Genomic DNA, 25,701 nt, shown 5'->3' with positions numbered 1-25,701 from the left:
GAGACCCCACATGCCCTTCCGACTGCTCTCGTGGTGCCTGCTGATCCTTGCACTGGCCGGCTGCTCGACGTTGAGGACGATGATCTCCCCGTTGCCGGCGCGCGGCGTGTTCCTCGAACGCGAGATCGAGGTGGATGGCAAGGCCTATCGCTACCAGGTGTTCGCACCTGCGCGGGGATCGGTGGAAGGCAAGCCCCCCATGGTGGTGTTCCTGCACGGCTCGGGCGAGCGTGGCAGCGAGAACCGCAAGCAGGCCGAAGTGGGCCTCGGCCCTTACGTGCGCGCCCATGCGGACACCTTCCCCGCGATCGTGGTCTTTCCGCAGGCACCACTCCACGCCGAGTGGAACCAGCTTGAACGCGTCGTGTTCGCGCAGATGGATGCTGCGATGGAGGAGTTCGGTGGCAACCCGGACCGCGTGGTCTTGACCGGGATGTCGATGGGCGGCTATGGCGTGTGGGATTACGGGATGCGCGCGCCGGACCGCTTCGCGGCGCTGGTGCCGGTCTGCGGTGGCCTGGTGCACCCGAACCGTCCATCGATGGACGTCCGCGGGCTTGCGGGCCAGGCCGATCCCTATGCGTTCGTCGCGCAGCGGGTCAGGCATGTGCCGACCTGGATTTTCCACGGTGCGCTCGATGACGTGGTGTTGCCCGAGTATTCGCGTCGCATGGCCGAGGCCCTGCAGGCAGCCGGCGCGGAAAATGCACGCTTCACCGAATTCCCCGACGCCAACCACAACAGCTGGGACGCAGCCTATTCGCGCACTCCGGCCTTGTGGGACTGGGCTTTTTCGCAGGATCGCAGCCAGCGCTGACCGCATTACCGGGTGGCGGGACGCTCGTCACCCCCGCTTCCGGCCCATTGCGGCACCGCACCTCGCCCGACATGATGCGCGCCCCCTTCATCCCGGAGCGCCGTCAGTGAAACCAGCCCCTGTCCTGTTCCTCGTCCTGCTGCTTGCCGCGTGCTCCCCCGCGTCGTCGCCGGCACAGGCCACCCAATCCGCCGCGGCGACGGGCAATGCTGCCGCCAGTACGCAAGCGGAAGAAGCCGGGTTCCTGCTGACACGTGGCAACGTGGACGCCTTCTTCAACGCACAACCGCTGCTGGCTGCCGCCGTGGAGGACGATCCCTCGCTCGACCCCGCGATGGACCTGTCCGAGGAAGACGCCGCCGCATTCGCCGCGCGCCTCGAGGCATCCCCCGCGCTTCGCGGCGCCATCGCCCGGGCCGGCCTGTCCACGCACGACTACGCCCGGACCAGCGAGCAGTTGCTGGGTGCACTGATGGCGCAGGGCGCGATGGATGCCGGCCTGCTGCAGGACCTTCCCGAGGGCATCAGCCGGCGCAACGTCGAATTCGTGCGGACGCACCGGGCCGAGATCGACGCCAGGGTCCAGGCACTGCGCGGCTGAAGGCAATGCGCTGCGGCGACGCCATGCAAGCATCGTGCCGCGATGCGCGGCGCGATGCTCGGGTCAGCGCAACAGCGCTTCCATCACTGCCATCCGCACCGCCACGCCGTTGGCCACCTGGCGCAGGATCAGCGAACGCGGGCCATCGGCCACGGCGTCATCGATTTCCACCCCGCGGTTCATCGGGCCGGGATGCATCACCGCGACGCCATCCGCCGCGCGCGCGACGCGGGCTTCGGTCAGGCCGTAATCGCGATGATAGTCGTCCAGCGACGACACCAGCCCCTCGGCCATGCGTTCGCGCTGCAGGCGCAGCATCATGATCGCGTCGACGCCGTCGAGCATCGCGTCGAAATCGTGTCCCACCGTGCACCCGTCAAGGGTGACGGCATCGGGCAGCAACGATGCGGGGCCGCAGACCCGGATCTCGCCCGCACCCAACGTGCGTAGCGCATGCAGGTCGGAGCGTGCGACCCGCGAGTGCCTGACGTCGCCGACGATCAGGAAAGTGCGCGTCGAAAGATCCGTGCCCAGCGCCTGGCGCAGGGTCAGCATGTCCAGCAGGCCCTGCGTGGGATGCGCGCTGCGGCCATCGCCGGCATTGACCAGCGCAGTGCCTGCTTCCACCGCCCCGGCCAGCGCCTCGACGGCACCGTCCTCCGAATGCCGGATGACGAACCCATGCACACCCATCGCCTCGATGTTCTTCAGCGTGTCGCGCGCGGTCTCGCCCTTCGTGGTGGACGAGGTGGCGGCATCGAAGCCCAGCACGTCGGCACCCAGCCGCTGCGCCGCACGCTGGAAGCTCAGCCGGGTGCGTGTGGAAGGTTCGAAGAACAGCGTGCACACCGCCTTGCCCGACAGCACGTGCCGCGCATCCGCGCCGTCGGCGAACGCCTGCGCGCGCGACAGCAGGCCTTCAAGCGCCGGGCGTGGCAGGCCGTCGAGGGTCAACAGGTGGCGGAGGTTGCCTTCGGCGTCGATCTGCAGGCTCATGCGCACATTGTCGCGGAAATCCCGGCCGTTGCGTGTGCTTGCACCACCCGGCTAGACCGGCGTGGCGTCCCGTGGCGCCGCCAGCCAGCGCTCGACGATGATCGCGGCGGCCACCGCATCCAGCGCGGCGGCGTCCTTGCGCCGGCTGCGGCCCTCGGCGCGTTCCCCGGCGAAACGCCGGGCCGCTTCGATCGAACTGCTGCGCTCGTCCACCAGCACCACCGGCACCCGGTAGCGCTGCCGCAACTCGCGCGCAAAGGCATGCGCTCGCGCGCGGATCGGCTGGTCGCCGCCGTCAAGCGTCATCGGGTCGCCCACCACGCAGCCGTCCGGGCGCCACTCGCGCTGCAGGCGATCGATCGCCGTCCAGTCGATGGCGTCGTCGCGCACATCCACCACGCCCACGGGGCGGCCGCGCGCGCTGAAGGCACTGCCAACCGCGACCCCGATGCGGCGCGCGCCCACGTCGAAGCCCATCACGGTGCCATCGGGACGGATGGTCGTTTCACTCATGCGCGGCCCGTGTATCCGGTCATCTGCAGCAGGTCGATGCCGATACGCCCCGCCGACGCCTGCCAGCGCGCATCCAGCGGCAGGTCGAACAGCACCCCGGCGTCGGCCGGCACGGTCAGCCAGCTGTTCTCGGACAGCTCGTGCTCCAGTTGCCCCGCACCCCAGCCGGCGCAGCCCAACGCCACCATGCTGCGTCCTGGCCCCTCCCCGCGCGCCATCGCCTCCAGCACGTCGCGCGAAGTGGTCAGCCGCAGGCCGTTGCCGATCGCCAGGCTGGAGTCCCAGCCCGCGCCGTCGTGCACCACGAAACCACGCTCCGGATGCACCGGACCACCGGCCAGCACGCGGCGGTCGCGCAGGGTGGCATCGTCGCAGGCGATGTCCATCTGCCGGAAGACCTCGCCCAGCGTGTACTCCGAGCCACGATTGACCACGACCCCCATCGCGCCGTCGTCGTCGTGCTGGCAGACCAGCACCACGCCCCGCGCGAAATGGGGATCGGCCAGTGCCGGCAGGGCGACGAGGAACTGGTTGGCCAGCGGCGGCGAGAGCGTCGGCATGCCGGCATTCTATCGCGGCGCGTCCACGCACCTCGCCGCGCCGGCGATCTACACTGCGCGCCATGAGCGGCTACTGCGACTTCGCCCCCGGGCACCCGGTCCACGGGCCCTACCACGACACCGAGTATGGCTTCCCGCAGCGGGACGAGTCGGTGCTGTTCGAACGCCTGCTGCTGGAGATCAACCAGGCCGGCCTGAGCTGGGAGACGATCCTCAAGAAGCGCGACGGCTTCCGCCGCGCCTATTCCGGCTTCAACGTGGACAAGGTGGCGCGCTACGGCGACCAGGATCGCGAACGGCTGCTGGCCGACCCCGGCATCATCCGCAACCGGCTGAAGGTGGAGGCGGCGATCCACAACGCCCAGGTCATCCGCGGCCTGCGCAAGTCGCATGGCGGTTTCATCGACTGGCTGGATGCGAACGTTTGCGACGAACACGCCGTTCCCCGCGACAAGGCATCGTGGGTGAAGCTGTTCAGGAAGACCTTCCGCTTCACCGGCGGCGAGATCACCGGCGAATTCCTGATGAGCCTGGGCTACCTGCCCGGCGCGCACCGGCCGGATTGCCCGGTCATGAAAAAGATCGCCCGGGCCCGCAAGGCCGCATGACCCCCGGGGCGCCCGTAACGAAACGGGCCGCGAAGGCGGCCCGTTGGTGACACATGGCTGGCAGGATCAGCCCTTCACCGCCTCCTGGTAACGACGTTCGACCTCGTTCCAGTCGATGACGTTGTAGAACGCGCCGATGTAGTCCGGACGACGATTCTGGTACTTCAGGTAGTAGGCGTGCTCCCATACGTCCAGGCCCAGGATCGGCGTATTGCCCGACCCGATGCCCTTCATCAGCGGATTGTCCTGGTTGGCGCTGCTCTCGACCTTCAGCACGCCATTCCTGTCGGTGCTCAGCCAGGCCCAGCCGCTGCCGAAACGGGTCAGCGCGGCCTTGGTGAAGGCCTCCTTGAACGCATCGAAACCGCCGAGGTCGCCGTCGATGCGCTTGGCGACTTCGCCAACCGGGTTGCCGCCGCCCTCGGGCGACATCACCGTCCAGAACAGCGAGTGGTTGGCGTGGCCGCCGGCGTTGTTGCGCAGCGGACCGCGCTTGTCTTCCGGCAGCGCGTCGAGGTCGGCGATGATCTCTTCGGCCGACTTGTCGGCCCACTCGGTGCCTTCCAGCGCAGCGTTGGCATTGTTGATGTAGGTCTGGTGGTGCTTGGTGTGGTGGATTTCCATCGTCTGCGCGTCGATGTGCGGTTCGAGCGCGTCGTAGGCGTACGGCAGCTTGGGGAGGGTAAAGGGCATGTCTGGCTCCGCTTGAGGGGATTCGCCGGGCATTGTCCTACGGAACGGGTAAAAACGGCGACAAGGCAGCAAAGGAAAAGGGCGCCGAAGCGCCCTTTCCACGCCTTGCCCCGGAACAGTGCGCCTCAGTTCGCTTCCGCAACCTCCACGCCGTCCAGCCCCTGCGCCAGCGTGCGTGCGTCGCCGCCCTGGGCCAGCTTGATGCGCAGGCGCACTTCGTTGGCGGAGTCGGCGTAGCGCAGGGCATCCTCGTAGCTGATCTCGCCGGCCTGGTACAGCTCGAACAGGCTCTGGTCGAAGGTCTTCATCCCGAGGTTGGTGGATTCCTTCATCACTTCCTTGAGCTTGTGGATCTCGCCATCGCGGATGTAGTCCTGCACCAGCGGCGTGCCCAGCATGATCTCCATCGCCACCCGGCGGCCCTTGCCGTCCGGCGTGGGGATCAGCTGCTGCGCCACCACGCCCTTGAGGTTGAGCGAGAGATCCATCAGCAGCTGGTTGCGGCGGTCTTCCGGGAAGAAGTTGATGATGCGGTCCATCGCCTGGTTGGCGTTGTTGGCGTGCAGGGTGCACAGCACCAGGTGGCCGGTCTCGGCGAAGGCGATGGCGTGGTCCATGCCTTCGCGGGTGCGCACCTCGCCGATCATGATCACGTCCGGCGCCTGGCGCAGGGTGTTCTTCAGCGCGTTCTCCCAGGTGTCGGTGTCGATGCCGACCTCGCGCTGGGTGATGATGCACCCCTCGTGCTTGTGCACGAACTCGATCGGGTCCTCGATGGTGATGATGTGGCCGGTCGAGTTCTGGTTGCGGTAGCCGATCATCGACGCCAGCGACGTGGATTTACCCGTGCCGGTGGCACCGACGAAGATGATGATGCCGCGCTTGGTCATCGCCAGGGTCTTGATGATCGGCGGCAGGTTCAGCTCTTCGATGCTGGGGATGCGGGTCTCGATCCGGCGCAGCACCATGCCCACCTGGTTGCGCTGGTAGAAGCACGACACGCGGAAGCGCCCCACGCCGGCCACGCCGATGGCGAAGTTGCACTCGTGGGTCTTCTCGAACTCCTCGCGCTGCGGCGGCGACATCACGTTCAGCACCAGGTCGCGCGACTGCTGCGGCGTCAGCGGGTTCTGGGTGATCGGCGAGATCTTGCCGTGGACCTTCATCGACGGCGGCATGCCCGCGGTGATGAACAGGTCCGACGCCTTCTGGTGCGCCATCAGCTTGAGGAACGAGGTGAAATCGATACTGCTCATGATGGAACTCCGAAGCGGTGGGGCTGCCCCCATCCCAGCCTTCCCCCGCTCGCGGGGGAAGGAGCCAAATCATTCGAAAAGACGCTTGTCCTTGGCGTAATCCCTGGCCTGCGGGCGGGTGATCATGCCGCGCTTCACCAGGTCCTGCAGGTGCTGGTCGAGGGTCATCATCCCGTACTGCTGGCCGGTCTGGATGGCCGAGTACATCTGCGCCACCTTGTCCTCGCGGATCAGGTTGCGGATGGCCGGGATGCCGACCATGATTTCCCAGGCCGCGGTGCGCCCGCCGCCGACCTTCTTCAGCAGCGCCTGCGAAATCACCGCGCGCAGCGATTCGGACAGCATCGAACGCACCATCGGCTTCTCGCCGGCGGGGAACACGTCGATGATGCGGTCGATGGTCTTGGCCGCGCTGGAGGTATGCAGCGTGCCGAACACCAGGTGGCCCGTCTCCGCGGCGGTCAGCGCCAGGCGGATGGTCTCCAGGTCGCGCAGCTCGCCGACCAGCACGATGTCCGGGTCCTCGCGCAGCGCCGAGCGCAATGCCTCGTTGAAGCCGTGGGTGTCGCGGTGCACCTCGCGCTGGTTGATCAGGCACTTCTGCGAGGTGTGCACGAATTCGATCGGGTCCTCGATGGTGAGGATGTGGCCGTATTCGCTCTTGTTGATGTGGTCGATCATCGCCGCCAGCGTGGTCGACTTGCCCGAGCCGGTGGGCCCGGTGACCAGGATCAACCCCTGCGGCTGCTCGATCAGCTGGCGGAAGATGGGCGGGCAACCCAGGTCTTCCAGCGTCAGCACTTCGGACGGCACCGTCCGGAACACGGCGCCGGCGCCGCGGTTCTGGTTGAACGCATTCACGCGGAAGCGCGCCAGCCCCGGGATCTCGAACGAGAAGTCGGTCTCGAGGAATTCCTCGTAGTCGCGGCGCTGCTTGTCCGACATGATGTCGTAGATCAGCGCGTGCACCTGCTTGTGGTCCAGCGCCGGGATGTTGATGCGCCGGACGTCGCCGTCCACGCGGATCATCGGCGGCAGGCCCGCGGACAGGTGCAGGTCCGAGGCCTTGTTCTTGACCGAGAACGCCAGAAGTTCGGCGATATCCATGCTTGCTCCCCTGAACAGCAACTGTTGCGATCCAGGCCCGCCCGTCCCGCTGGCGACAGCCTATCCCCGGCAGGCAGTATAGCCCTGTACGCACATCACAATTCCAGCCCCATCAAGCGGATAACCGGACTTGCCAGCAAGCACCCTGCACGACGTCCTGCAAAGGATTGAAAACGCGATTCCCGCCGGAAGCGGGTCACGTCCCCGGTTGCTGGCGGTATCCAAGACCCGCCCGGCCGACGACATCGCGGCCATCGCCGCGCAGGGCCAGTGCGCGTTCGGCGAGAACTACGTGCAGGAGGCGGCGGGAAAGATCGCCACATTGGCCGGCACGGGGCTGGAGTGGCACCTCATCGGCCACCTGCAGTCGAACAAGGCCCGGCAGGCGGCTGGACTGTTCGACTGGGTGCAGACCGTGGACCGGAACAAGCTGGTGCAGGCCCTGGCGACGCACCGCGGGGCCGGTCGCGCCCCGCTGAACGTGCTGGTGCAGGTGAACATCGACGACGAAGCCAGCAAGCACGGTTGCCAACCTGGCGACGTGGAGGCTTTGGCCACCGCCATTGCCGCCCACCCCAACCTCGCGCTGCGTGGGCTGATGGCGATCCCGGCACCGCATCCGGACGAGGCCCGGCGGCGCGATGCGTTCCGGCGGATGAAGGCGCTGTTCGACGCGTTGGCGCTGCGCCACCCGCAGGTCGACACGCTGTCGATGGGGATGAGCGACGACCTGGAACTGGCGATCGCCGAAGGCGCGACCATGGTGCGCGTCGGCACGGCGCTGTTCGGTGCACGCCGGCCAGCCGGCGACAGCGCATGACCCGCCACGGCATGCAGCGCCGGCCACGACGCGCTAGGGTGGCGGCATGAATGCAAGCCGCACCCCATCCCCCGGCACCACCGCCTTCATCGGTGGCGGCAACATGGCGCGCAGCCTGATCGGCGGCCTGGTCGCCGCGGGCACGGACCCGGCCGCGATCCGCGTCGCCGAACCGGATGCCACCGCACGCGAGTCGCTGTCGAGTGACTTCGGCGTAGCCGTCTTCGCCGATGCCGCGGCTGCCGTCGAAGGCGCGGACACCTGGTTCTTCGCGGTCAAGCCGCAGGTGATGCGTGACGTCTGCGCCGCACTGTCGGCGGTCGCGCAGGCGCAGCGCCCGGTGGTGGTGTCGATCGCAGCCGGCATCACCTCCACCCAGCTCGACCGCTGGCTGGGCGGCGGCCTGCCCGTGGTGCGCACGATGCCCAATACCCCGGCCCTGTTGGGCGCTGGCGTGACCGGCCTGTTCGCGAATGCGGCCGTCGATACCGCGGGCCGTGCGCGCGCCGAGGCGCTGCTGTCGGCGGCCGGCGAGACGGTCTGGATCGAAGACGAAACACGCATGGACGCGGTGACCGCCGTATCCGGCAGTGGCCCGGCCTACGTGTTCCTGCTGGCCGAGGCCATGGAAGACGCCGCAAAGGCGCAAGGCCTGCCCGACGATGCGGCCCGCACCCTGGTGCTGCAGACCGTACTCGGGGCGGCACGAATGCTGGTGGAATCCGGCGAAGCGCCGGCGGAACTGCGCCGCCGCGTCACCTCGCCCGGCGGCACCACGCAGGCGGCCATCGAGACCTTCGAGGCCGGCGGCCTGCGCACGCTGGTCGGGGCCGCCATCGCCAATGCCACGCGACGTGGCGGCGAACTGTCGGCGGCGAACGACTGACATGCGTGGCCGCACCTTGCTTACGGCCGCGACCGCGACACTGCTGCTGGCAGCCTGCGGCGGGCGACCCGCCTCGCAGGACGAGATCGCGGCGCAGATGAATGCGGCGCGCGAACCCGCCGAGGTCCAGTCGGGCGATTTGCGGCTGCAGGCCAGCATCGCGCCAACTTCATCCCTGAACGACGCCATCGCCGCCCGCTACGGCGTGCAGCGCAACGCGCGCACGGTCCTGCTGCTGGTGGGGGCGCGACGGGTGGACGGCAATGTGGAAGCTTCGCTGCCCGCCACGCTGCAGGTCGGCGTGCGCGACCTGCGCGGCGTGCGCCGGCCGGTCGGGATGCGCGAAGTACGCAGCGACGGATTCATCGACTACGTCGGCGAGGTGCGTGTCGCGCCGCCGGATACGCTGACGTTCGACATCCTGGCGGATGCCGGCGAGGCCGGCGCTGCGCGCCTGGAGTTCACCCGCGAGGTATTCCGGCCGTAGCGCCCGGCGCACTCCGCAGCGCCGGCCCCCTCGTCATCCAAGAACAGCAAGATGGCTGAGTCAGCGGGACGGCTTCTCCGACCAGGCCCGGATGATGCCGGCGATCTGTCGCACGCCATCGGTCAACGCCGCCGGACCCGGCTGCAGGATCAGCGGCGACTTGATCTCGTGCAGCTCGCCATCGCGCACGGCGGGGATGGCATCCCAGCCGGGGCGCGCGGCCACCTTCTCCGGGCGGAACTTCTTGCCGCACCACGAGCCGAGGATGATGTCCGGCGCACGCGCGACCACCGGGTCGCCGTTGGCGAGGATGCGCGCTTTTGCCAGGGGCTCGACGGACAGCTCCGGGAACACGTCGTCGCCGCCGGCGATGCGCACCAGCTCCGCCACCCAGCGGATGCCGGTGATGATCGGCTCGTCCCACTCCTCGAAGTAGACCTTCGGCCGCCGTGGCAGGAGCGCTGTCTCGCTCTCGATCGCATCCAGTCCGCGCTGCAGGTCATCGGCGTAGGCGCCTGCCTTTGCCGACGCGCCCGCCAACGCACCCAGACGGCGCACGTAGTCGACGATGCCGTCGACACTGCGATGGTTGGAGATCCACACCTCCACGCCGCGCCGCACCAGCTCGGCGGCGATGTCGGCCTGGATGTCGGAGAAGCCGACCACCAAATCCGGCTCGAGCCTCAGTATCTCGTCGATCTTCGCGCTGGTGAACGCGCTGACCTTCGGCTTCTCCTTGCGCGCACGCGGCGGACGCACGGTGAAGCCGCTGATGCCGACGATCCGGTCCTGCTCGCCCAATGCGTACAGGACTTCGGTAGGTTCCTCGGTCAGGCAGACGATGCGTTGCGGGCCGATCATCGCCTGCATCCCCGCATCCGCAGCACCGGCTTGGGCCGCGACGGACAGGGCTCCGGCCGCAGAGGCAGCGCGCGGTCGTCTAGCCCATTAACGCGCGACGACGCGTTCATCATCATCGCCACGGACGGATCTGCCTGGCGCCACTCACGGATACAGCATCCGCTTGCTGCACTGGCCCATGCAGTCCAGTTCGTACACCCAGCGTTCGTGCAGGCGGTATTCGGCGCCGTACCAGAACTCGATGCGCTCCGGGCGCACGCGCAGGCCGGTCCAGCGCGGCGGGCGCGGCACTTCGCGGCCCTCGAATTCGCGCTCCAGTTCGGCGATCCGGCGGTCGAAATCCTCGCGGGCTTCCAACGTCTCCGATTGCTTCGAAGCCCACGCGCCCAACTGGCTACCGCGCGGCCGCGAGGCGAAGTACGCGTCGGCCTCGTCGTCGGCCACGGTGACCACGCCGCCTTCGATGCGGACCTGCACGCCGTTGCGCACGCGCGGCCAGTGGAACAGCAGCGCGGCCTGCGGGTTGTCCTGCAGCTCGCGGCCCTTGCGGCCATCGAGGTGGGTGTAGAACACGAAGCCGCGTGCGTCATGCTGCTTCAGCAGTACGGTGCGCGCGGAGGGACGTGCATCCCGTGTGGCGGTCGCGACCGTCATCGCGGTGCGGTCGGGCTCGCCCGCGGCCTGCGCCTCGTCGAACAGGCGCGCGAACGTGGCGAGGGCTTCTTCCAGCAGGGCATCGCAGGTCATTGCGCTATTGTCGCGCGATGCCGCCCGCCGCGCACCCCACCCCGCCTGCCGGTTTCTCGGACGATTTCGTCGCCCGCGTGCTGGACGACGCGCTGGCGCACGATACGCACGTCCTCGGCATTTCCGGCCTGCAGGGCACCGGCAAGTCCACGCTGGCAGCGCAGCTTGTGCAGGCCGCCGCATCCCACGGCCTGCGGGCGATGGCGGTATCGCTGGACGACTTCTACCTCGACCGTCCGCAACGCTTGCGACTCGCGCGCGACGTCCACCCGCTGCTCGCCACCCGCGGCCCACCGGGCACGCATGATGTCGCCCTTGCCTGCGCCACGCTCGACCGCCTGTGCGCGGGCGATGCCGTGCGCGTGCCCGCCTTCGACAAACTGGCCGACCGGCGCCTGCCCGACGCGCAGTGGCACGAGACCAGCGGCGACCACCTCGTCGTGTTCGAAGGCTGGTGCCTGGGCACGCCCGCGCAGCAGGCGGACGCGTTGATCGAACCGCTCAACGCGGTGGAACGCGACGAGGACCCCGACGGCACCTGGCGGCGCTGGTGCAACGACGCGCTGGCGCGCGACTACCCGGCGTTGTGGGCGCGCATCGACCGTCTGTTGTTCCTGCAGCCGCCCGGCTTCGACGTGGTGCCCGACTGGCGCTGGCAGCAGGAGCAATCGCTGCAGGCACGCGACCCATCGCGCACGGGCATGACCCGGGCGCAGGTCGAACGCTTCGTGCAGCACTACGAACGGGTGAGCCGGCAGGCGTTGAACGCGCTGCCGGCGATGGCCAGCCTGGTCGTTGCGCTGGACGCCGAACGCAGGCCCATGACTTCAAGCGACGCTAGTCGATGAGATCGGAGATGTCGTTGGTCTTCCACGGCTCCGGCAGGCTCTGCTGCGGGCAGAACCCGAACTCGACCGTCTCGCCGTATTCGTAGGTCACCCGGTAGCGATCTTCGGCGAGGATTTCATATTCCTGCGTCAACTCGTAGGTCGACGGTGCCGGCCCCTGGTGGTCCTTGCAGGTTTCCTGCACGCGATAGCGCGATTCGCCGATCCGTTGGATGGCGGTGAAATCGCAGCTGGTGATGCCGTCGCGTCGCACCAGCGCCAGCGTCGCATTCGACGGCGCGGCGCAGGTGTCGTCGTTGCGGACGTAGAAGCCACGTCGCAACGGCAGGGTATCCACGACTTCCACTGCATCAGGCGCGGTTTGCATCGCAGCGGCGGTGGTCGCTGGTTGCGCCTCCCCCGCCGCATCGCATGCCACCAGCAGCAGCGGCAGCGTGCAGGCCGGTGCCCAGCGCAAAACATGCTTCGCCATCATCGTTCTCCCGTTCCTGTGTCGATTCGATCCCAAACCTGCCCTGAGCTGCGGTCACTGCCCGATCTGCATGCCCTGCAGCTCATTCCACGTAATCCCCGGGGCCGGAATCGCGCCACAACGCCGGCAACTCCCGCCGCGGACAACGACGCGATTCACTCTTCCAGCCGTCTTCCCGCCTTGCGCGATAGTGCGTGTCGCTCACGATGTCGTACAGGGACACGGCGGCAGCCGGTTCGTCGCCTTCTCCATTGGTGTCGCCGCAGGCCTCCTCGACCCGGTAGCCGGTGGGGCCGACCTGTTCGATCCGCACGAAGGCGCAGTAGTACGGCGGCGTGGTGAAGCCGCCATAGCCTTCCCCGTCGTCATGCATCAGGTGCAGGGTGGCATTGGAGGCCTGCGCGCATGGCGTGTCGCTGCTCACGTAGTAGCCGCTGCGCAGCGGCAGCGCATCCACGACCTTCGCCTCGATCGCTTCGATTCCGTCCGCAGGCGCCGATGTCTCTCCGGTCGCATCGCATGCGCCTGCCCCGGCGAGCAGGGCGCCGACGAGGACGCAGCGTGCGGTCGTCTTCAGGTACGCAGTCATGGCTTCATCTCCGGGTCGGAACGTTGTCGCGCGCAGGCCGCGCGAACGCCATTGGCGTCACTTGTTGCGGATGTGCTGCAGGGCTTCGTTCATCTTGAACAGCACGATCATGATCTCGCAGTAGATCCGCGCCAACAGCGCCGACACCGCCGCGAGGATCGGCGCGGCCACCACCATGCCAAACCCGGCGAAGCCCGAATACTTCATCATCCCGAATCCCTTGGACAGCAGCACCAGCCCCATCACGGCGGAGGCGGTCAGCAGCAGCCAGTAGATCAGGGTGACGATCTTCGGCGTCACCATGGCATCGAAAAACAGCAGGTCTCGCATCGGTTCGGTCCTCTTGTCGGATGGTCTGGTCGTCGTTGCCGGGGATCGGCCTGCGCCGCCGCTCAGTCCGTGCGCCGGAAGCGGAGGCCCATCGGGCCGGACAGGGTGTCCTGGTCGATGCGGGTCAACACCAGGGCGGTCCCGGCGGCTTCCGGATTGCGCAGGCGGATGGTGTCGCGGTCCACCTCGTACGACATCTCCATCTCCACGCCCGCCAGCATCGACGACTGCACCACCTTGCCGCCGCGCTGGAAGGTCAGGCGGCTGAGGCCCATCTCGTCCTCCCAGGTGCCGGTGATGCCCGCGCCGCAGGCGGCCAGCAGCGACAAGGCCACCGCCGCCACCATCGTCCTCGTCCCGCCACGAGCGTTCATCGCTTGCTCCCGTCCAGCAGTCGACGCAATCCGCGGCCCAGCGCATCGGCGGCCTGTGCGCCCCCCAGCCCCATGCCGAAGAAGTTGAGGCTGTATTCGGATTCGGTGCGCACCTGGGTCTGCGACAGCGGCTGCAGCCGCGCCAGCGTCAGTGCCGGCGAGTAGCTGCGCGCGATCTGCGGGCTGCGCCCGGTGTAGCGCTGGTAGACCAAGGTGAAGTTGCGCGCGGCGCCGGGCGCCAGCACGAACTGCGCATCGGCCTGGTTGCGGGTCACCTGGCCGATGCCGCTGACGTGTTCGCGGTAGCGCCAATCGACGATGTAGCGGTTGCCCAGCTCGTCCTCCATCACGCCCGAGTTCTGCACGTAGCCCAGCACCAGCGGCTCGGCACCGGTGTTGCGGACCCGGACGACGACCCGGATGTGATGGTTGTTGCCGTGCATGCTGGGACTGGCCTGCACGATCTCGGTCACGAACGGGCCGGGGTTCTCGCACAACGCCTTGCCCTGGCAGGGATCGTCCTGCGCCATTGCCGGCACCGCGAACGCCAGCAGGAAGAACAGCAGCCAGCCGGCAGGCTCGTACCGCATCGAAGCCTTCTTCATCGACATGTCCTCATCGTCCAGGCAGATGGACGTCAGCGTCCGCGCGCGGCGAACCAGGCCGCATCCAGCAGTTCCAGGGTCATCAGCACCGGTACCGTGCCGCCTGCAACGCTCCAGCCGCTCTCCTGCGACCAGTGCGCGGTCAGCGGATGCCGCTGCAGCGGCGCTTCGCCGGCGTCGCGATGGAAGGTCACCGGTTCGCCCCAGGCATAGGACGCGCCGCTGCGTCCGGCGCCGCCGCCCTGCGCCGCCGGCCCGTACTTGCGCAACAGCGCCTGCCGGAACAGGTCCGGGCTGCGGTGGTAACCGAACACCCGCTGCACGCGCAGGTGGCGGACGATGCCCTCGGCGTCGTACCACGCCTGCACGCAGGTCACGCCGGGCGCGAAGCGGCGGCGGTCGTGGCTGCCGGCCAGCGCATGGCAACGGCCGGTTTCGGCGCCCAGCCATCCTGCCAGCCCGTTGCCGTCGGGCGCCTTGAAATCGTGGCGCACCGGTTCTCCGTACAGGCGCGCGAGGGTGCGGGCCAGGTCGTCGGCAGGAATGCCGATGCGCAGGCCGGCGACATCCGCCTGCACAGGATCGAATGTCGCCACCGTTGCAGAGGCCTCCGCAGGCATCGACAGGTCGGTGCGATGCACCACGCCGCCGCCGTGGTCCAGCAGCACGGATTCCAGCAACTGCGCACGTACCACGCGCGCCCCCGTCACCATGCCTTCGGGGTCGCCCTTGCCGACTACGCGAAAGCGCATGCGGTGCTCCAGGCTGCGGTGGGCCTGGCGCAGGCGCGTATCGAACACGCGCGCCTGCTCCTTGTCCGGCATCGGGATCGCACGCGCGGCATCGGCGCCGGTGAACACCAGCCGGTACTCGCGCACCGGCGAGGCGCGCTCGGGATACACGAAGGACACATAGCGCCCCGGCTGCAGGCCCTGTACCGGGAATTCGCCGCGGACGTGGTCGTATTCCTCCACGTACTCGCGGGTGGTGAGGGTGAACACGGTCGCGGCGTCGGCCGCGTCGAACAGGCCTTGCAACCGCGCCAGTTCGGCGGCGATGGCGTCGGGCCGGTCGAAGCCGCTGCTGCGCTGGACGATCTCCGAACGTTCGGCCAGTTCGCGCAGGTCCAGCGGCTCGCCGGTCGCACGGTGCCAGGTGAAGGCGATGCGCTGTTCGTCGAAGCCGACGTCGTCGCCAGCAGTCGCCGGCACCATCGACGCCGCCACCAGCAACGCCAGCAACATCGCGCGCATCGTCCGGTTCATGGCACACCCTCCCCGTCGCCGGCACGCCGCTGCAGGCGCACCGGGTCGCCCTCGCCCAGATGCAGCAGCAGGCCGTCGCCGTCGCGCACCAGACGCGCCTGCAGCCCGCCCGGGAGAAGGAACAGCAGACTGCCGTCGTCCTGGCGGGCACCGTCGTGGCGGACGCTGCCGGCATGCAAGCGCTCGCCATCCAGCACGAAGGCGTGCAGGCCTTCGACGAAGGCCGCCACCGCGGCCGGCGACGGGGCGTCTGCCACGCCCCCGTCGGCGATGGCCCAGACCTCGCCTGCGCGGGCCGGCATGTCCGCCACGGGCGCGGCGGCGCCGTCTCCGGCAGGCTCCGGGCCTCCGCACGCGGCCAGCAGCACGCCGCACGCCATCGCAACCCCGCAATACCCCGATCGCATGCAACCCCCATCCCGATGGCCATTGGCAGGCGATCCTGGCCGCAGCGCGTTCGTGCGTCCTCACGTCCGCTTCAAGGAACCTTCAAGCCGCCGCACGCATACGCCCGGCATCGTTCCATCCGGACTTCCGCACGTGGTTGCGCGGGTATGATCCGGCCATGCTCCCCGGACTGCCCGCCACGCGCGACCCGCGCCTGTACCGCTGGCGCTTCGACGCGGTCGAATTCGACGAAGCCCGCCATGAACTGCGCGTCGCGGGGCTGGCGGTCGAGATCGAACACAAGCCGTTGCAGGTGCTGGCGCTGCTGCTCCGCCATGCCGGCGAGGTGGTGACCAAGGAAGAACTGTTCGACACCGTCTGGGCCGGACGCGTCACCGTGGACCACGTCCTGGCCACCGCCATCGGCAAGCTGCGCAAGGCCCTCGATGCCGGGGGCGAACACCGCATCACCACCGTGCCGCGCATCGGCTACCGCTTCGATGGCGCCGTGGAACGCATCGCCGTCGGCCAGCGGGCCGGCAGCGTGCTGCAGTTCGAGGCCGGCCAGCCGGTGCCGGGCCGCGAACATTTCGTGCTCGAACGTGCGCTCGGCCAGACCCTCGGCAGCGAGGTCTGGCTGGCCCGGCATCCACGCAGCCACGAGCGTCGCGTATTCAAGTTCAGTCTCGACGGCGAACATCTGTCCGCCATCAAGCGCGAAGCCACCATGTCGCGCGTGTTGCGCGACACACTCGGCGAACGCGACGACATCGTCCGCGTGCTCGACTGGAACTTCGAATCCGCACCGTTCTTCCTCGAATGCGAGTACGGCGGCCAATCGCTACCCGAATGGGCCGCGGAGGACGACCGCCTCGCCAGGATGGACCGGGCCGACAGGATCGCGTTCTTTGCCCGGATCGCCGATGCGGTGGCGGCCGCGCACGGCGTGGGCGTGCTTCACAAGGACCTGAAGCCGGCCAACCTGCTGGTTGCGTCGCGCGGCGAGCGCTGGCAGCCCCGGCTGACCGACTTCGGCAACAGCCGCCTGCTGCAGCCCGAACGACTGGAAGCGCTGGGCATCACGCGGCTGGGCATGACCATCGACCCTGCCGGCGACGCGGGTTCCGGCACGCCGCTGTACATGGCGCCCGAACTTGTCACCGGGCGATCGCCGACCGTGCGCAGCGACCTGTACGCGCTCGGCGTGATCCTTTACCAGTGGCTGGTCGGCGACCTGCGCCGGCCGATGGCACCCGGCTGGGAGCGCGACATCGAAGACCCGCTCCTGTGCAGCGACATCGCCGCAGCCACCGACAGCGACCCCGCGCGCCGCCTCGCCGATGCCGCGGAGCTCGCCACGCGCTTGCGCAACCTGCCACAGCGGCATGCTGCGCGCACTCGCGACGAGGCCGAGGCACGCGCCGCCGAGCGCCTCCAACGGACGCTCGAACGCAGCCGTGCGCGACGGCCCTGGATCATCGCCGCGATGGTCGTGCTGTGCCTGGGCGTCACGTGCACCAGCCTGCTGTGGTGGCACAGCGAGCGGCAACGGCACGTCGCCCAGCAGCAGGCCGCGCGCGCCGAAGCGGTGGTACGTTTCCTCGACCATGCACTCGGCACCATCAGCACCGGCAACAGCGGCCACGGCAACGACGCAACCATCCGCGACATGCTGGAGTACGCATCGTCCCGCGACCATAGCCTTCCGCAGGATCCCGAAGTGCGTGGCGACATCCACACCCTGCTGGGGCGCTCCTGGCGCAACCTGGGTGACGCCGCGCGTGGCGTGGTGGAGTACCGCACGGCCGTGCACGGCTACACCCAGGCCTTCGGCGAGCACCACGAACTCACGCTCGCCACTCGCTACGCCCTGGTGCGCACGCTGTCCTATTTGCAGACCGCGCAAGCCTTCGCCGAAGCCGGCGCACTGCTGGACGAAACCGACCGGCTGGCCGGCGCGCGCCTGCAGCACGCCAATCCGCTGGCCATGCAGGCGTCGCTGGAGCGCGGCGTCTACCATTTGCGCAGGATGCAGGTGGAACCGGCATTGCGTGCCTTGCGGCACGCGGACCAGCTGCAGCGCGAGATCGCGCCAGACGATGCCGGGCTTGCCGCCTTCATCCGCATCAACATCGCCGATGCCTTGCGGCAAGCCGGAAAAGCGGGTGAGTCCCTGGCGTGGGTACGCGCCACGGAGGCCGATCCCCTGCTTGCCCGCAGGCGCATCGGCGAAGTGAGCGTGGCCTTGCTGCAATCCGCGACCGCGCAGGCACTGCATGACGTCGGAGAGCCTGCCCGGGCGTTGCCGCTGGCGCTGGAAGCGCTGGAAGCAAGCGCAACCTACCTCGGCCGCGACAACTACCTCACCCTGGTCCAGCGCTCGATGGTCGCCAGCCTGCATGCCGCCATCGGCGAGTGCACGACTGCGTTGCCGATGGCTCGTGGCGCGTACGAACGCATGTCCATGGACTACGGAGAAGACATGCAGGCGACGCTCGTCGCGGCAGGCAGGCTGGGCGAAATCGAACTGCGCTGCGGCGAGCACGAAGGCGGATTGCAGCGCATCCGCGATGCCGAGCACGGACTGCGTGCACGATTCGGCGACAGCCACCTCGTGGCCAGCGCCCTGGGTGCCCTGCTTTCGAACCCGCACAATGTGGAGGTCGACCAGCAGGCTGGCGCGGAGCCGCCGAAGGCAGTGTTCACCTCCGCCACCGCGGAGCGGTGACACCCACCCTTGCCAGGCACGTCAATCGACGACGAACGTCACCCGCATGTTCACGCGCCACTCGGTGACATCACCGTCGGCGGTAGTGACGGCCTTGACCTCGTTGACCCAGGCCCCCTGGATGTTCTTGACGGTTTCCGCGGTCTTCTTCAGGCCGGACTTGACGGCATCCTCGACGCTGGACTTCGACGAGGCGTTGATCTCGATGACCTTGGCGACGGACATGGCGGGCTCCCTTCTGATTGTCGTTGCGGTTGAAACGAAAAGCCTCGCACGACGGCCGTTAACCCCACGCGACGCCTGCTAGCATTCCGGCATGAAAACCGCGCCCAACCTCGTGCTGGTCGGCCCCATGGGCGCCGGCAAATCGTCCATCGGCCGCCGCATCGCCGGACGCTTCGGGCTGGCGTTCATCGACGCCGACCGTGAGATCGAGAAGCGCACGGGTGCGAACGTCACCACGATCTTCGAATGCGAGGGCGAAACCGGCTTCCGGGCACGCGAACGCGACACGCTGGCCGACCTGCTGGGTGGCGAGGCGCAGGTCATCGCCACGGGTGGTGGCGCGGTGCTCGATGCCGGCAACCGCACGCGGATGCGCGAACGCGGCTTCGTCGTGCACTTGCACGTGGGCGTGCCGCGGCAGCTGTCGCGCCTGGCGCGCGACCGGACACGGCCACTGCTGGCCACCCAGGACCGCGAACGCGTGTTGCGCCAGCTGGCCGAGGCGCGCGCGCCGCTGTACGCCGAAGTCGCGGACCTGCGGCTGGACACCGACGCGCTGTCGCCCGGCGACGCCTGCGCGACGCTGGGGCGGCTGCTGGCGCAGCAGTGGTCGCGCGCCAGCGCCGGCACGCCGCGGGCGCAGGCATGAGTGGCGCGATGCGCCAGGTCGAGGTGGGCGGCGCGCAGCCGTACCGCATCGCCATCGGGCCGGGCCTGCTGGACGACGGCGCCACGCTGGCCGCCGTGCTGCGTGGGCGCGACGCCTTCATCGTCAGCGACGGCAACGTCGCGCCGCTCTACGCGGCACGCGTCATCGACGCGCTGCGCAGCGAACGCCCCGACCTGCGCGTCGGGCAATACGTGATGGCGCCGGGCGAGGAGGAAAAGACGCTCGACAACTTCGCCCGGGTCATCGACGCACTCGCCCGCGCCGGCATGCGCCGGGACGCCACGTTGTTTGCGCTGGGCGGCGGCGTGGTGGGCGACCTGTCCGGCTTCGCCGCAGCCTGCTGGATGCGCGGCATCGATTGCGTGCAACTGCCCACCACCCTGTTGGCGATGGTCGATTCCTCGGTCGGCGGCAAGACCGCGGTGGACCTGCCGCAGGGCAAGAACCTGGTGGGCGCGTTCCACCCGCCACGTGCGGTGCTGGCCGACACCTCGACGCTGCGCACGCTGCCGCCGCGCGAGCTGCGCGCCGGGCTGGCGGAAGTGGTGAAGTACGGCGCGATCGGCGATGCGCCCTTCCTCGACTGGATCGATGCGCATGCCGAGGCGCTGCTGGCGATGGACAACGACGCGCTTGCAGAAGCCATCGCGCGCAGCTGCGAACACAAGGCGGCGATCGTCGAACGCGACCCGTTCGAGCATGGCGAGCGCGCCCTGCTCAACCTCGGCCATACCTTCGGCCATGCACTGGAAACCGAGCAGGGCTACGGCGGGCTGAACCACGGCGAGGCAGTTGCGGTGGGCATGGTGCTGGCCGCGCGCCTGTCCGAGCGCCTGGGCCTGTCGCACGCGGACGACACCACGCGGCTGCGCACGCTGCTGTCGCGGCTGGAGCTGCCGGTCGACCTGCCCGCCGGGCTGGACCCGCAGGCAATGTTGGCGCACATGCGCCTGGACAAGAAGGCGCAGGCCGACGGGCTGCGATTCATCGTCTGGGATGGCATCGGCCGCGCGAAGGTGCTGCCTGGCGTGCCCGAGGACGCTGTGCTGGCCGTCCTGCGCGGCTGACCCGCGACCACGGGGCGACCCGTACAATACGCGGCCCATGCGCCTGCTCCTGCAACAACGCCCCGACGGCCGCGAACCCCCGCGCTTCGTCCAGCTCACCCTGCAGCCCGACCTGCTGGGGGGATGGACGCTGCTGCGCGAAACCGGCCAGACCGGTGGCCGCAGCACGCTGCGCCGCGAGCAGTTCCTCGACCACGCCAGCGCGCTGGCGGCGCTGGAGCACACCCGCGACACGCAGCTGCGACGCGGGTTCCAGCTGATGTACGCCGAGGGCGAAGTGGCGCGCCGATGAACTACCCGATCGGCAGTTCATGCATCACTGAGCGCCTGGCCATGGATGGCGCCGCGCCATTCCAGATTTCCCGATCCACGCCTGTGGTGACCGTACCGAAGTGATGCCGACCTGATGACTGCCCTGAAAAACGACAGATTCCTGCGCGCCCTGCGCCGCGAGCCCGTGGACCGCACGCCCGTCTGGCTGATGCGCCAGGCCGGCCGCTACCTGCCGGAGTATCGCGCCACGCGCAAGCAGGCCGGCAGCTTCCTGGCGATGGCCAAGAACCCGGACCTCGCCTGCGAAGTGACGCTGCAGCCGCTGCGCCGCTTCGACCTGGATGCCGCGATCCTGTTCTCCGACATCCTCACCATTCCCGACGCGATGGGCCTGGGGCTGTATTTCGTCGAGGGCGAAGGCCCGAAGTTCGAACGCACCGTGCGCAGCGCGGAAGTCGCCGCGAAGCTGTCGGTGCCGGACATGGAAACCGAACTGCGCTACGTGATGGACGCGGTGCGGGTGATCCGTCGCGAGCTTGACGGCAAGGTGCCGCTGATCGGTTTCTCCGGCAGCCCGTGGACCTTGGCCTGCTACATGGTCGAGGGCGGCGGCAGCAAGGACTTCGCGCGCATCAAGGCGCTGGCGCACAACGACCCGGCCACCTTGCACCGCTTGCTGTCGGTCAATACCGATGCCGTCATCGCCTACCTGTCCGCGCAGCGCGCGGCCGGCGCGCAGGCGCTGCAGGTATTCGATACCTGGGGCGGCGTGCTCAGCCCGGCGATGTACCGCGAGTTCTCGCTGCCCTACCTGCAGCGCATCGCGCATGGACTCGAACGTGGCGACGACGCGGAACGCACGCCGCTGATCCTGTTCGGCAAGGGCAATGCCGCCTACCTCGAAGACCTCGCCGCCAGTGGCGCCGAGGGCGTGGGCGTCGACTGGCTGGTCGAACTGGGCGAGGCCGCGCGCCGCACCGGCGGCCAGGTCGCGCTGCAGGGCAACCTCGATCCGGCGACGCTCTACGGCTCACCGGATGCCATCCGCCGCCAGGTGCGCCATGCGCTCGACAGCTATCGCGACGGCAACAATGGCTCGCGCGACGGCCACGTCTTCAACCTCGGCCACGGCATGTCGCCCGACATGGATCCCGAGCACGTGGGCGTGCTGGTCGACGAGGTGCACGCGTACAGCGCGCGCTGATTGTCCCGGCGGGTCGTGCGCGCCTGGATGCGCTCGCGCCGCAATTCTCGTTGGACGGGACCCAGCGCCGGTGACGACGCCCGTCACCTGGCTTCGTCGGTGCGCCGCTGGATGGAAGCGGGTTCTGCCAATGCCGCCTCGATCGCCTCCGCGAGCATCGCGCCGGTCAACGGCTTGCGCAGGAAGCCATCGAAGCCCGCCTCCCGCGCCAGCGGTTCGGCCTCCGCGTCGGCGCGGGCGGTGACTGCGATGATCGGTCGCGCGAAACCCTGCTCGCGCAGCATGCGCGCGAGTGTCAGTCCGTCGATCCCGGGCAGGTCCAGATCCAGCAAGGCCAGCTCGAAAGCACCGGTCGCCGCTTCGGCCAGCGCGTTCAGGCCATTCGCCGCGCGCACCACGCGATGGCCGCGCGCTTCCAGCAGCCCTGCAACCACTTCGGCCACGGTGGCGTCATCCTCCACCAGCAAAAGCTGCAAACCGTCGGCCGCGACATCCGTCGCGGGGGTCGATGCGGCATCGGCCACCGGCTCGGCCTTCGGAAGCCGAAGGTCCACGACGAAACTCGTGCCCTCGCCCGGCGCGCTGTCCACCTCGATGCGCCCGTCCATCGCCGCCGCCAGTTCCTGGCAGATCGCCAGGCCCAACCCGCTGCCACCATAGCGCGTGGTGGTGCGTGCACCCTCGGCCTGTTCGAAGCGACGGAACAGCCGCTGCTTCTGCTCGTCGTTCAGCCCCGGCCCGGTGTCGCTGACGGTCAGGCGGATGCCCACCGGCGACAGCGCGCCGACGTGCAGTTCCACGCTGCCCTCCTCGGTGAACTTGTTGGCGTTGCCCAGCAGGTTGAGCAGGATCTGGCGCACGCGCATGGCATCGCCCAGCAGCCAGCGCGGCACGTCGTCGTCGATATCGCTGCGGAACGCCAGGCCGCGGCGTTGCGCCGCCGGCTCGCACAGGGCCACCACTTCGTCGACCAGGGCGTGCAGGTCGAACGGCTGCGGATCGAGCTGCAGCTTGTCTGCCTCGATCCGCGCCAGGTCCAGCGCATCGTTGACCAGCCGCATCAGGTGCTCGCCTGCACGGCGGATGGCGTCGACGTAGCCACGCTGGCGCGTGTCCAGCGGGGTCGCCTGCAGCAGTTCGCTCATGCCCAGCACGCCGGTCATCGGCGTACGCACCTCGTGCCCCAGGGTGGCGAGGAACCGGGTCTTGGCCAACGACGCCTGTTCGGCGACCTCGCGCTTGTGCTCTGCCAGCTGCCACTCGTTGCGACGACGCAATCGATTGCGATACGACAGCGCCACCAGCCAGGCCAGCAGCGCCAGGCAGGCGGCGAACACGGCCAACGCCGGGCGCGTGGCCCACCAGGGTCGCTGCATGTGCAGTTGCAGCGACTGCACCGGCGTCCAGTCACTGTCGGCGGTACGCGCCTGCACGTCCAGCCGGTAGTCGCCTGCGCCCAGTTGCGAGAACACGCGTTCGCCGCCGGCGGCTTCCACCCAGCCCTCGTCGTGGCCACCCAGCCGGAAGCGGTAGTGGTGCGCATGCGCATCCGTGAACGACAGCAGCCGCAGCACCACGCGCAGGTCGCGGTCGCCATGCTGCAGGGTCACCGTGCCCTGCCGTGGCAGGTCGATCCGCGCATCGCCACGACGTACATCCACCGACTCGATCGCCAGCGGCGGCAGTCGATCCACCGCCTGCACCTGCTGCGGGTGGAACAGCAGCAGGCCATCGGCGGTCCCCATCGCCAGCATGCCCATCGGCAGCACGTGGATCGGGGTGTCGCTGAACTCCTGGCTGGGCAGGCCGTCGCGCACGCCATACACGCGCAGGCGCCGTTCTTCGGGTTCGTAGCGGATCAGGCCACGCACGGTGGGCAGCCAGAGCGTGCCACTGCCGTCGACGGCCACGCCACTGGGGACCAGCATCGGCATGCCTTCGGCGGCCCCGATCGTTTCCACATGGGCCAGTGTCGCGCCGACCCAGCGCCAGGCCGACAGCTTGCCCATGCTCGCCGTCCACACGGTGCCGTCGTTGGCGATCGAGAAGCCGCGCAGGTAGCCCTCCGGAGATCCCGGCACGGGCGAGAAATGGCGGCTGGCCTCGTCCCAGCGCCACAAGCCCTGGCTGGTCGCCAGCCAGATTCCGCCTTCCGGTCCGCGCGACATCTGGGTGATGACCGTTGCCTGCGGCAAGCCGCCCTCGTCGCCCGCGCGCAGGTTCGCGAGTACGCGCCCATCGCGGTCGCGCCACTGCACGCCGGCGTCATCACTCAGCCACAGCGTGCCGTCGCTGCGCTCGAGGAACTGGAAGGTCGCGTTGGCGGGCGCCGGATCGACCGCCGCATTGCGCGACCAGCGCTTCATCTCGCCGCTGCGGGGGTCGTAGCGCGCGAGGTGTCCGCGGCAGCCCACCCAGACCACGCCGTCGCGGCCCTCGTGCACACCGGTCGCGATCAGGTCGCCGCACACGGCGCGCTGGCGATGGCGAACCTCGCCGTTGCGCGGGTCCAGCCAGTCCAGCACGCCGCCGGAGCCGACCAGCCACAGGCCACCGTCGCGCGCGCTGGCCACGCCGTGCACGTAGGCGTTCGCCAACGAGCCGGGATCGCCATCGCGACGCGCCAGCACGGTGAAGTTGCGCCAGTTGGCCGGCACATGCCACAGCCCGTAGTCGAGGCTGGCGAACCACAGCCCGCCTTCGCGGTCTTCCAGCGCCGACGACCACGCCGGCCGGACCCGCCCGCGGCTGGCGTGGCTGTACAGCGGCACGTCCTGCACGCGCCCGCCGGCTTCGCGCGCCATGCCGCTGCGCGTATCCAGCCAATGCGCGCCCTGCGCGTCCTCCAGCAGCATGCCCAGCGCCGGCGCGCCGGCCAGCGGATCGCGCCACGGCATCGGCGCGAATTCCCCGCCCGGCGCCATGACGAAGCCTTCGCCAGGCATGCTGATCCATGCCTTGCCTGCGCGATCGAACGTCAGCAGGTCCACCGAACGACCGGCCAGGGGCGCCGCGACGCGCTCGAAATCGCGCCCGGTCCACCACGCCATGCCATTGTCGCGGGTCGCCACCCAGAGCCGGCCTTCGCCATCGACGCGCAGCCCGGTGATGCCCAGCGCCGGCACGCTGCGCACGTTGCCGGGTTCGGGAACGAATCGTCGCAGTCGGCCTTCTGCATCGATGCGAACCAACCCGGCATCGCCGGTGCCCACCCAGACCATGCCATCCGGCGTGGACGCCACCATCCACACGGTGTTGCTGCCCATCTCGGGATGCGACTCGAGGTCGAAATGCCGGAAGCTGGCCCGATCGGCCTCCAGCACGGCCAGCCCGGCATTGCGCGTGCCGATCCAGAGCCGGTCCTGCGCATCGACATGCAGGCTCCAGACGAAGTTGTCGCGCAGGCCATCGCCCACGCGCCAGATGCGGAAACCGACGCCGTCATAGCGCGCCAGGCCGTCGCGCGTGCCGATCCACAGGTAGCCCTGGGCATCCTCGGCGATGGCATTGATGCGATTGGACGGCAGGCCGTCGAACACGCTGAACTGGCGCGGCTGCGGCACGGTGGCAGGGTCGTCCCAGCCCCAGGCGGGGCCGACGGCGAGCAGCAGCAACAGCAGTCCGACCCGCAGCATCCAGCGCCCCCTTTCCCCGATCCGTCACCGGATGCTCGCAACGCAGCGTTGCGCGCGCAAGTGCGGGCGTCGCCGGC

At 69.2% G+C, this 25,701-nt stretch carries 29 protein-coding genes; 12 read left to right on the top strand and 17 right to left on the bottom strand.

What is annotated here, in order from left to right:
* Positions 1 to 376: 376 nt before the first annotated feature.
* Both E2F46_RS17845 and E2F46_RS04230 read left to right on the top strand, forming a co-directional pair.
* The gene (locus E2F46_RS17845) at positions 377 to 817 is read left to right on the top strand and encodes a carboxylesterase family protein (RefSeq protein WP_425599798.1); all 441 of its coding nucleotides are present in this window, start codon (positions 377 to 379) and stop codon (positions 815 to 817) included.
* Between the two features lie 106 nt (positions 818 to 923).
* The gene (locus tag E2F46_RS04230) at positions 924 to 1,418 is read left to right on the top strand and encodes a hypothetical protein (RefSeq protein WP_133320822.1); all 495 of its coding nucleotides are present in this window, start codon (positions 924 to 926) and stop codon (positions 1,416 to 1,418) included.
* A gap of 63 nt (positions 1,419 to 1,481) precedes the next feature.
* Here the strand turns inward: E2F46_RS04230 and E2F46_RS04225 are convergent, their stop codons facing one another.
* Genes E2F46_RS04225 through E2F46_RS04215 form a run of 3 tightly spaced genes read right to left on the bottom strand, consistent with a single transcriptional unit; the run spans position 1,482 to position 3,487 of the window.
* Complete coding sequence (locus E2F46_RS04225; RefSeq protein ID WP_133320821.1) at positions 1,482 to 2,414, bottom strand: aspartate carbamoyltransferase catalytic subunit; 933 nt, start codon at positions 2,412 to 2,414, stop codon at positions 1,482 to 1,484.
* 51 nt (positions 2,415 to 2,465) lie between these two features.
* On the bottom strand, positions 2,466 to 2,927 hold the full coding sequence (gene ruvX / locus E2F46_RS04220; protein ID WP_133320820.1) for a Holliday junction resolvase RuvX: 462 nt from the start codon (positions 2,925 to 2,927) through the stop codon (positions 2,466 to 2,468).
* Complete coding sequence (locus E2F46_RS04215; protein ID WP_133320819.1) at positions 2,924 to 3,487, bottom strand: YqgE/AlgH family protein; 564 nt, start codon at positions 3,485 to 3,487, stop codon at positions 2,924 to 2,926. Before E2F46_RS04215 ends, ruvX begins: the two co-directional genes overlap by 4 nt.
* 62 nt (positions 3,488 to 3,549) lie before the next feature.
* On the opposite strand from E2F46_RS04215, the gene E2F46_RS04210 reads away from it, so the two are divergent.
* Positions 3,550 to 4,095, top strand: a complete 546-nt coding sequence (locus tag E2F46_RS04210; RefSeq protein ID WP_133320818.1) for a DNA-3-methyladenine glycosylase I — start codon at positions 3,550 to 3,552, stop codon at positions 4,093 to 4,095.
* Between the two features lie 66 nt (positions 4,096 to 4,161).
* Here E2F46_RS04210 and E2F46_RS04205 read toward each other — a convergent pair whose 3' ends face one another.
* The 3 genes from E2F46_RS04205 to E2F46_RS04195 all read right to left on the bottom strand — a co-directional run bounded on the left by E2F46_RS04205 (position 4,162) and on the right by E2F46_RS04195 (position 7,151).
* Positions 4,162 to 4,788, bottom strand: coding sequence for a superoxide dismutase (locus tag E2F46_RS04205; RefSeq protein WP_133320817.1), 627 nt, complete (start codon positions 4,786 to 4,788; stop codon positions 4,162 to 4,164).
* Positions 4,789 to 4,913: 125 nt separating this feature from the next.
* Positions 4,914 to 6,044: a PilT/PilU family type 4a pilus ATPase gene (locus tag E2F46_RS04200; protein WP_133320816.1), complete on the bottom strand. Its 1,131-nt coding sequence runs from the start codon at positions 6,042 to 6,044 to the stop codon at positions 4,914 to 4,916.
* A 69-nt stretch (positions 6,045 to 6,113) separates the two neighbouring features.
* A complete protein-coding gene (locus tag E2F46_RS04195; protein ID WP_133320815.1) occupies positions 6,114 to 7,151 on the bottom strand; it encodes a type IV pilus twitching motility protein PilT in 1,038 nt (345 codons plus the stop codon).
* Between the two features lie 130 nt (positions 7,152 to 7,281).
* On the opposite strand from E2F46_RS04195, the gene E2F46_RS04190 reads away from it, so the two are divergent.
* From E2F46_RS04190 to E2F46_RS04180, 3 genes are read left to right on the top strand one after another with little or no spacing between them, the layout of a single operon-like run.
* On the top strand, positions 7,282 to 7,971 hold the full coding sequence (locus E2F46_RS04190) for a YggS family pyridoxal phosphate-dependent enzyme (protein WP_133320814.1): 690 nt from the start codon (positions 7,282 to 7,284) through the stop codon (positions 7,969 to 7,971).
* 46 nt (positions 7,972 to 8,017) lie between these two features.
* The gene (gene proC, locus E2F46_RS04185) at positions 8,018 to 8,857 is read left to right on the top strand and encodes a pyrroline-5-carboxylate reductase (RefSeq protein WP_133320813.1); all 840 of its coding nucleotides are present in this window, start codon (positions 8,018 to 8,020) and stop codon (positions 8,855 to 8,857) included.
* Position 8,858: 1 nt separating this feature from the next.
* Positions 8,859 to 9,344 carry a DUF4426 domain-containing protein gene (locus tag E2F46_RS04180; RefSeq protein ID WP_165967341.1) on the top strand — a complete coding sequence of 162 codons (486 nt, stop codon included), beginning with the start codon at positions 8,859 to 8,861 and terminating at the stop codon, positions 9,342 to 9,344.
* A gap of 60 nt (positions 9,345 to 9,404) precedes the next feature.
* Here the strand turns inward: E2F46_RS04180 and E2F46_RS04175 are convergent, their stop codons facing one another.
* Positions 9,405 to 10,214 carry a cobalamin-binding protein gene (locus tag E2F46_RS04175; protein WP_165967340.1) on the bottom strand — a complete coding sequence of 270 codons (810 nt, stop codon included), beginning with the start codon at positions 10,212 to 10,214 and terminating at the stop codon, positions 9,405 to 9,407.
* Positions 10,215 to 10,349: 135 nt separating this feature from the next.
* Positions 10,350 to 10,952 carry a pyridoxamine 5'-phosphate oxidase gene (gene pdxH / locus E2F46_RS04170; protein WP_133320811.1) on the bottom strand — a complete coding sequence of 201 codons (603 nt, stop codon included), beginning with the start codon at positions 10,950 to 10,952 and terminating at the stop codon, positions 10,350 to 10,352.
* A 17-nt stretch (positions 10,953 to 10,969) separates the two neighbouring features.
* Here pdxH and E2F46_RS04165 point away from each other — a divergent pair, with 17 nt between their 5' ends.
* Positions 10,970 to 11,800 carry a kinase gene (locus E2F46_RS04165; protein ID WP_133320810.1) on the top strand — a complete coding sequence of 277 codons (831 nt, stop codon included), beginning with the start codon at positions 10,970 to 10,972 and terminating at the stop codon, positions 11,798 to 11,800.
* Here E2F46_RS04165 and E2F46_RS04160 read toward each other — a convergent pair.
* The 7 genes from E2F46_RS04160 to E2F46_RS17400 all read right to left on the bottom strand — a co-directional run bounded on the left by E2F46_RS04160 (position 11,790) and on the right by E2F46_RS17400 (position 15,737).
* On the bottom strand, positions 11,790 to 12,272 hold the full coding sequence (locus E2F46_RS04160; RefSeq protein WP_133320809.1) for a hypothetical protein: 483 nt from the start codon (positions 12,270 to 12,272) through the stop codon (positions 11,790 to 11,792). The genes E2F46_RS04165 and E2F46_RS04160 overlap by 11 nt on opposite strands.
* 82 nt (positions 12,273 to 12,354) lie before the next feature.
* Positions 12,355 to 12,861 (bottom strand): hypothetical protein, encoded by a 507-nt coding sequence (locus E2F46_RS04155; RefSeq protein ID WP_133320808.1) that lies wholly within the window; start codon positions 12,859 to 12,861, stop codon positions 12,355 to 12,357.
* Between the two features lie 57 nt (positions 12,862 to 12,918).
* A complete protein-coding gene (locus E2F46_RS04150; RefSeq protein ID WP_133320807.1) occupies positions 12,919 to 13,191 on the bottom strand; it encodes a DUF4282 domain-containing protein in 273 nt (90 codons plus the stop codon).
* 62 nt (positions 13,192 to 13,253) lie between these two features.
* The gene (locus E2F46_RS04145) at positions 13,254 to 13,565 is read right to left on the bottom strand and encodes a hypothetical protein (protein WP_133320806.1); all 312 of its coding nucleotides are present in this window, start codon (positions 13,563 to 13,565) and stop codon (positions 13,254 to 13,256) included.
* Positions 13,562 to 14,176 carry a hypothetical protein gene (locus E2F46_RS04140; RefSeq protein WP_133320805.1) on the bottom strand — a complete coding sequence of 205 codons (615 nt, stop codon included), beginning with the start codon at positions 14,174 to 14,176 and terminating at the stop codon, positions 13,562 to 13,564. The genes E2F46_RS04145 and E2F46_RS04140 overlap by 4 nt, the downstream gene beginning before the upstream one ends.
* Positions 14,177 to 14,202: 26 nt before the next feature.
* On the bottom strand, positions 14,203 to 15,435 hold the full coding sequence (locus E2F46_RS17405; protein WP_165967339.1) for a hypothetical protein: 1,233 nt from the start codon (positions 15,433 to 15,435) through the stop codon (positions 14,203 to 14,205).
* Positions 15,432 to 15,737: a hypothetical protein gene (locus tag E2F46_RS17400; protein ID WP_165967338.1), complete on the bottom strand. Its 306-nt coding sequence runs from the start codon at positions 15,735 to 15,737 to the stop codon at positions 15,432 to 15,434. Before E2F46_RS17400 ends, E2F46_RS17405 begins: the two co-directional genes overlap by 4 nt.
* Before the next feature lie 263 nt (positions 15,738 to 16,000).
* On the opposite strand from E2F46_RS17400, the gene E2F46_RS04135 reads away from it, so the two are divergent.
* Positions 16,001 to 18,550, top strand: a complete 2,550-nt coding sequence (locus E2F46_RS04135; RefSeq protein ID WP_165967337.1) for a protein kinase domain-containing protein — start codon at positions 16,001 to 16,003, stop codon at positions 18,548 to 18,550.
* Between the two features lie 21 nt (positions 18,551 to 18,571).
* Here E2F46_RS04135 and E2F46_RS04130 read toward each other — a convergent pair whose 3' ends face one another.
* Complete coding sequence (locus E2F46_RS04130; protein WP_133320803.1) at positions 18,572 to 18,775, bottom strand: dodecin family protein; 204 nt, start codon at positions 18,773 to 18,775, stop codon at positions 18,572 to 18,574.
* Positions 18,776 to 18,866: 91 nt separating this feature from the next.
* Here E2F46_RS04130 and E2F46_RS04125 point away from each other — a divergent pair, with 91 nt between their 5' ends.
* The 4 genes from E2F46_RS04125 (at position 18,867) to hemE (ending at position 21,989) form a co-directional block, all read left to right on the top strand.
* Entirely contained in the window at positions 18,867 to 19,424 is a 558-nt protein-coding gene (locus tag E2F46_RS04125) for a shikimate kinase (RefSeq protein ID WP_133320802.1), read from the top strand.
* Positions 19,421 to 20,512 (top strand): 3-dehydroquinate synthase, encoded by a 1,092-nt coding sequence (gene aroB, locus E2F46_RS04120; protein WP_133320801.1) that lies wholly within the window; start codon positions 19,421 to 19,423, stop codon positions 20,510 to 20,512. Before E2F46_RS04125 ends, aroB begins: the two co-directional genes overlap by 4 nt.
* A gap of 37 nt (positions 20,513 to 20,549) precedes the next feature.
* Positions 20,550 to 20,804, top strand: a complete 255-nt coding sequence (locus tag E2F46_RS04115; protein WP_133320800.1) for a WGR domain-containing protein — start codon at positions 20,550 to 20,552, stop codon at positions 20,802 to 20,804.
* A 114-nt stretch (positions 20,805 to 20,918) separates the two neighbouring features.
* The gene (hemE, locus tag E2F46_RS04110; RefSeq protein ID WP_133320799.1) at positions 20,919 to 21,989 is read left to right on the top strand and encodes a uroporphyrinogen decarboxylase; all 1,071 of its coding nucleotides are present in this window, start codon (positions 20,919 to 20,921) and stop codon (positions 21,987 to 21,989) included.
* Between the two features lie 83 nt (positions 21,990 to 22,072).
* Here hemE and E2F46_RS04105 read toward each other — a convergent pair whose 3' ends face one another.
* The gene (locus E2F46_RS04105; protein ID WP_133320798.1) at positions 22,073 to 25,624 is read right to left on the bottom strand and encodes a sensor histidine kinase; all 3,552 of its coding nucleotides are present in this window, start codon (positions 25,622 to 25,624) and stop codon (positions 22,073 to 22,075) included.
* Between the last annotated feature and the right edge of the window lie 77 nt (positions 25,625 to 25,701).

This window comes from Luteimonas aestuarii (genome assembly GCF_004357985.1).
GTDB classification, from domain to species: domain Bacteria; phylum Pseudomonadota; class Gammaproteobacteria; order Xanthomonadales; family Xanthomonadaceae; genus Luteimonas; species Luteimonas aestuarii.
Note: the sequence above shows the minus strand (reverse complement) of the source record. Positions and strands in the feature narration are given on the sequence as shown.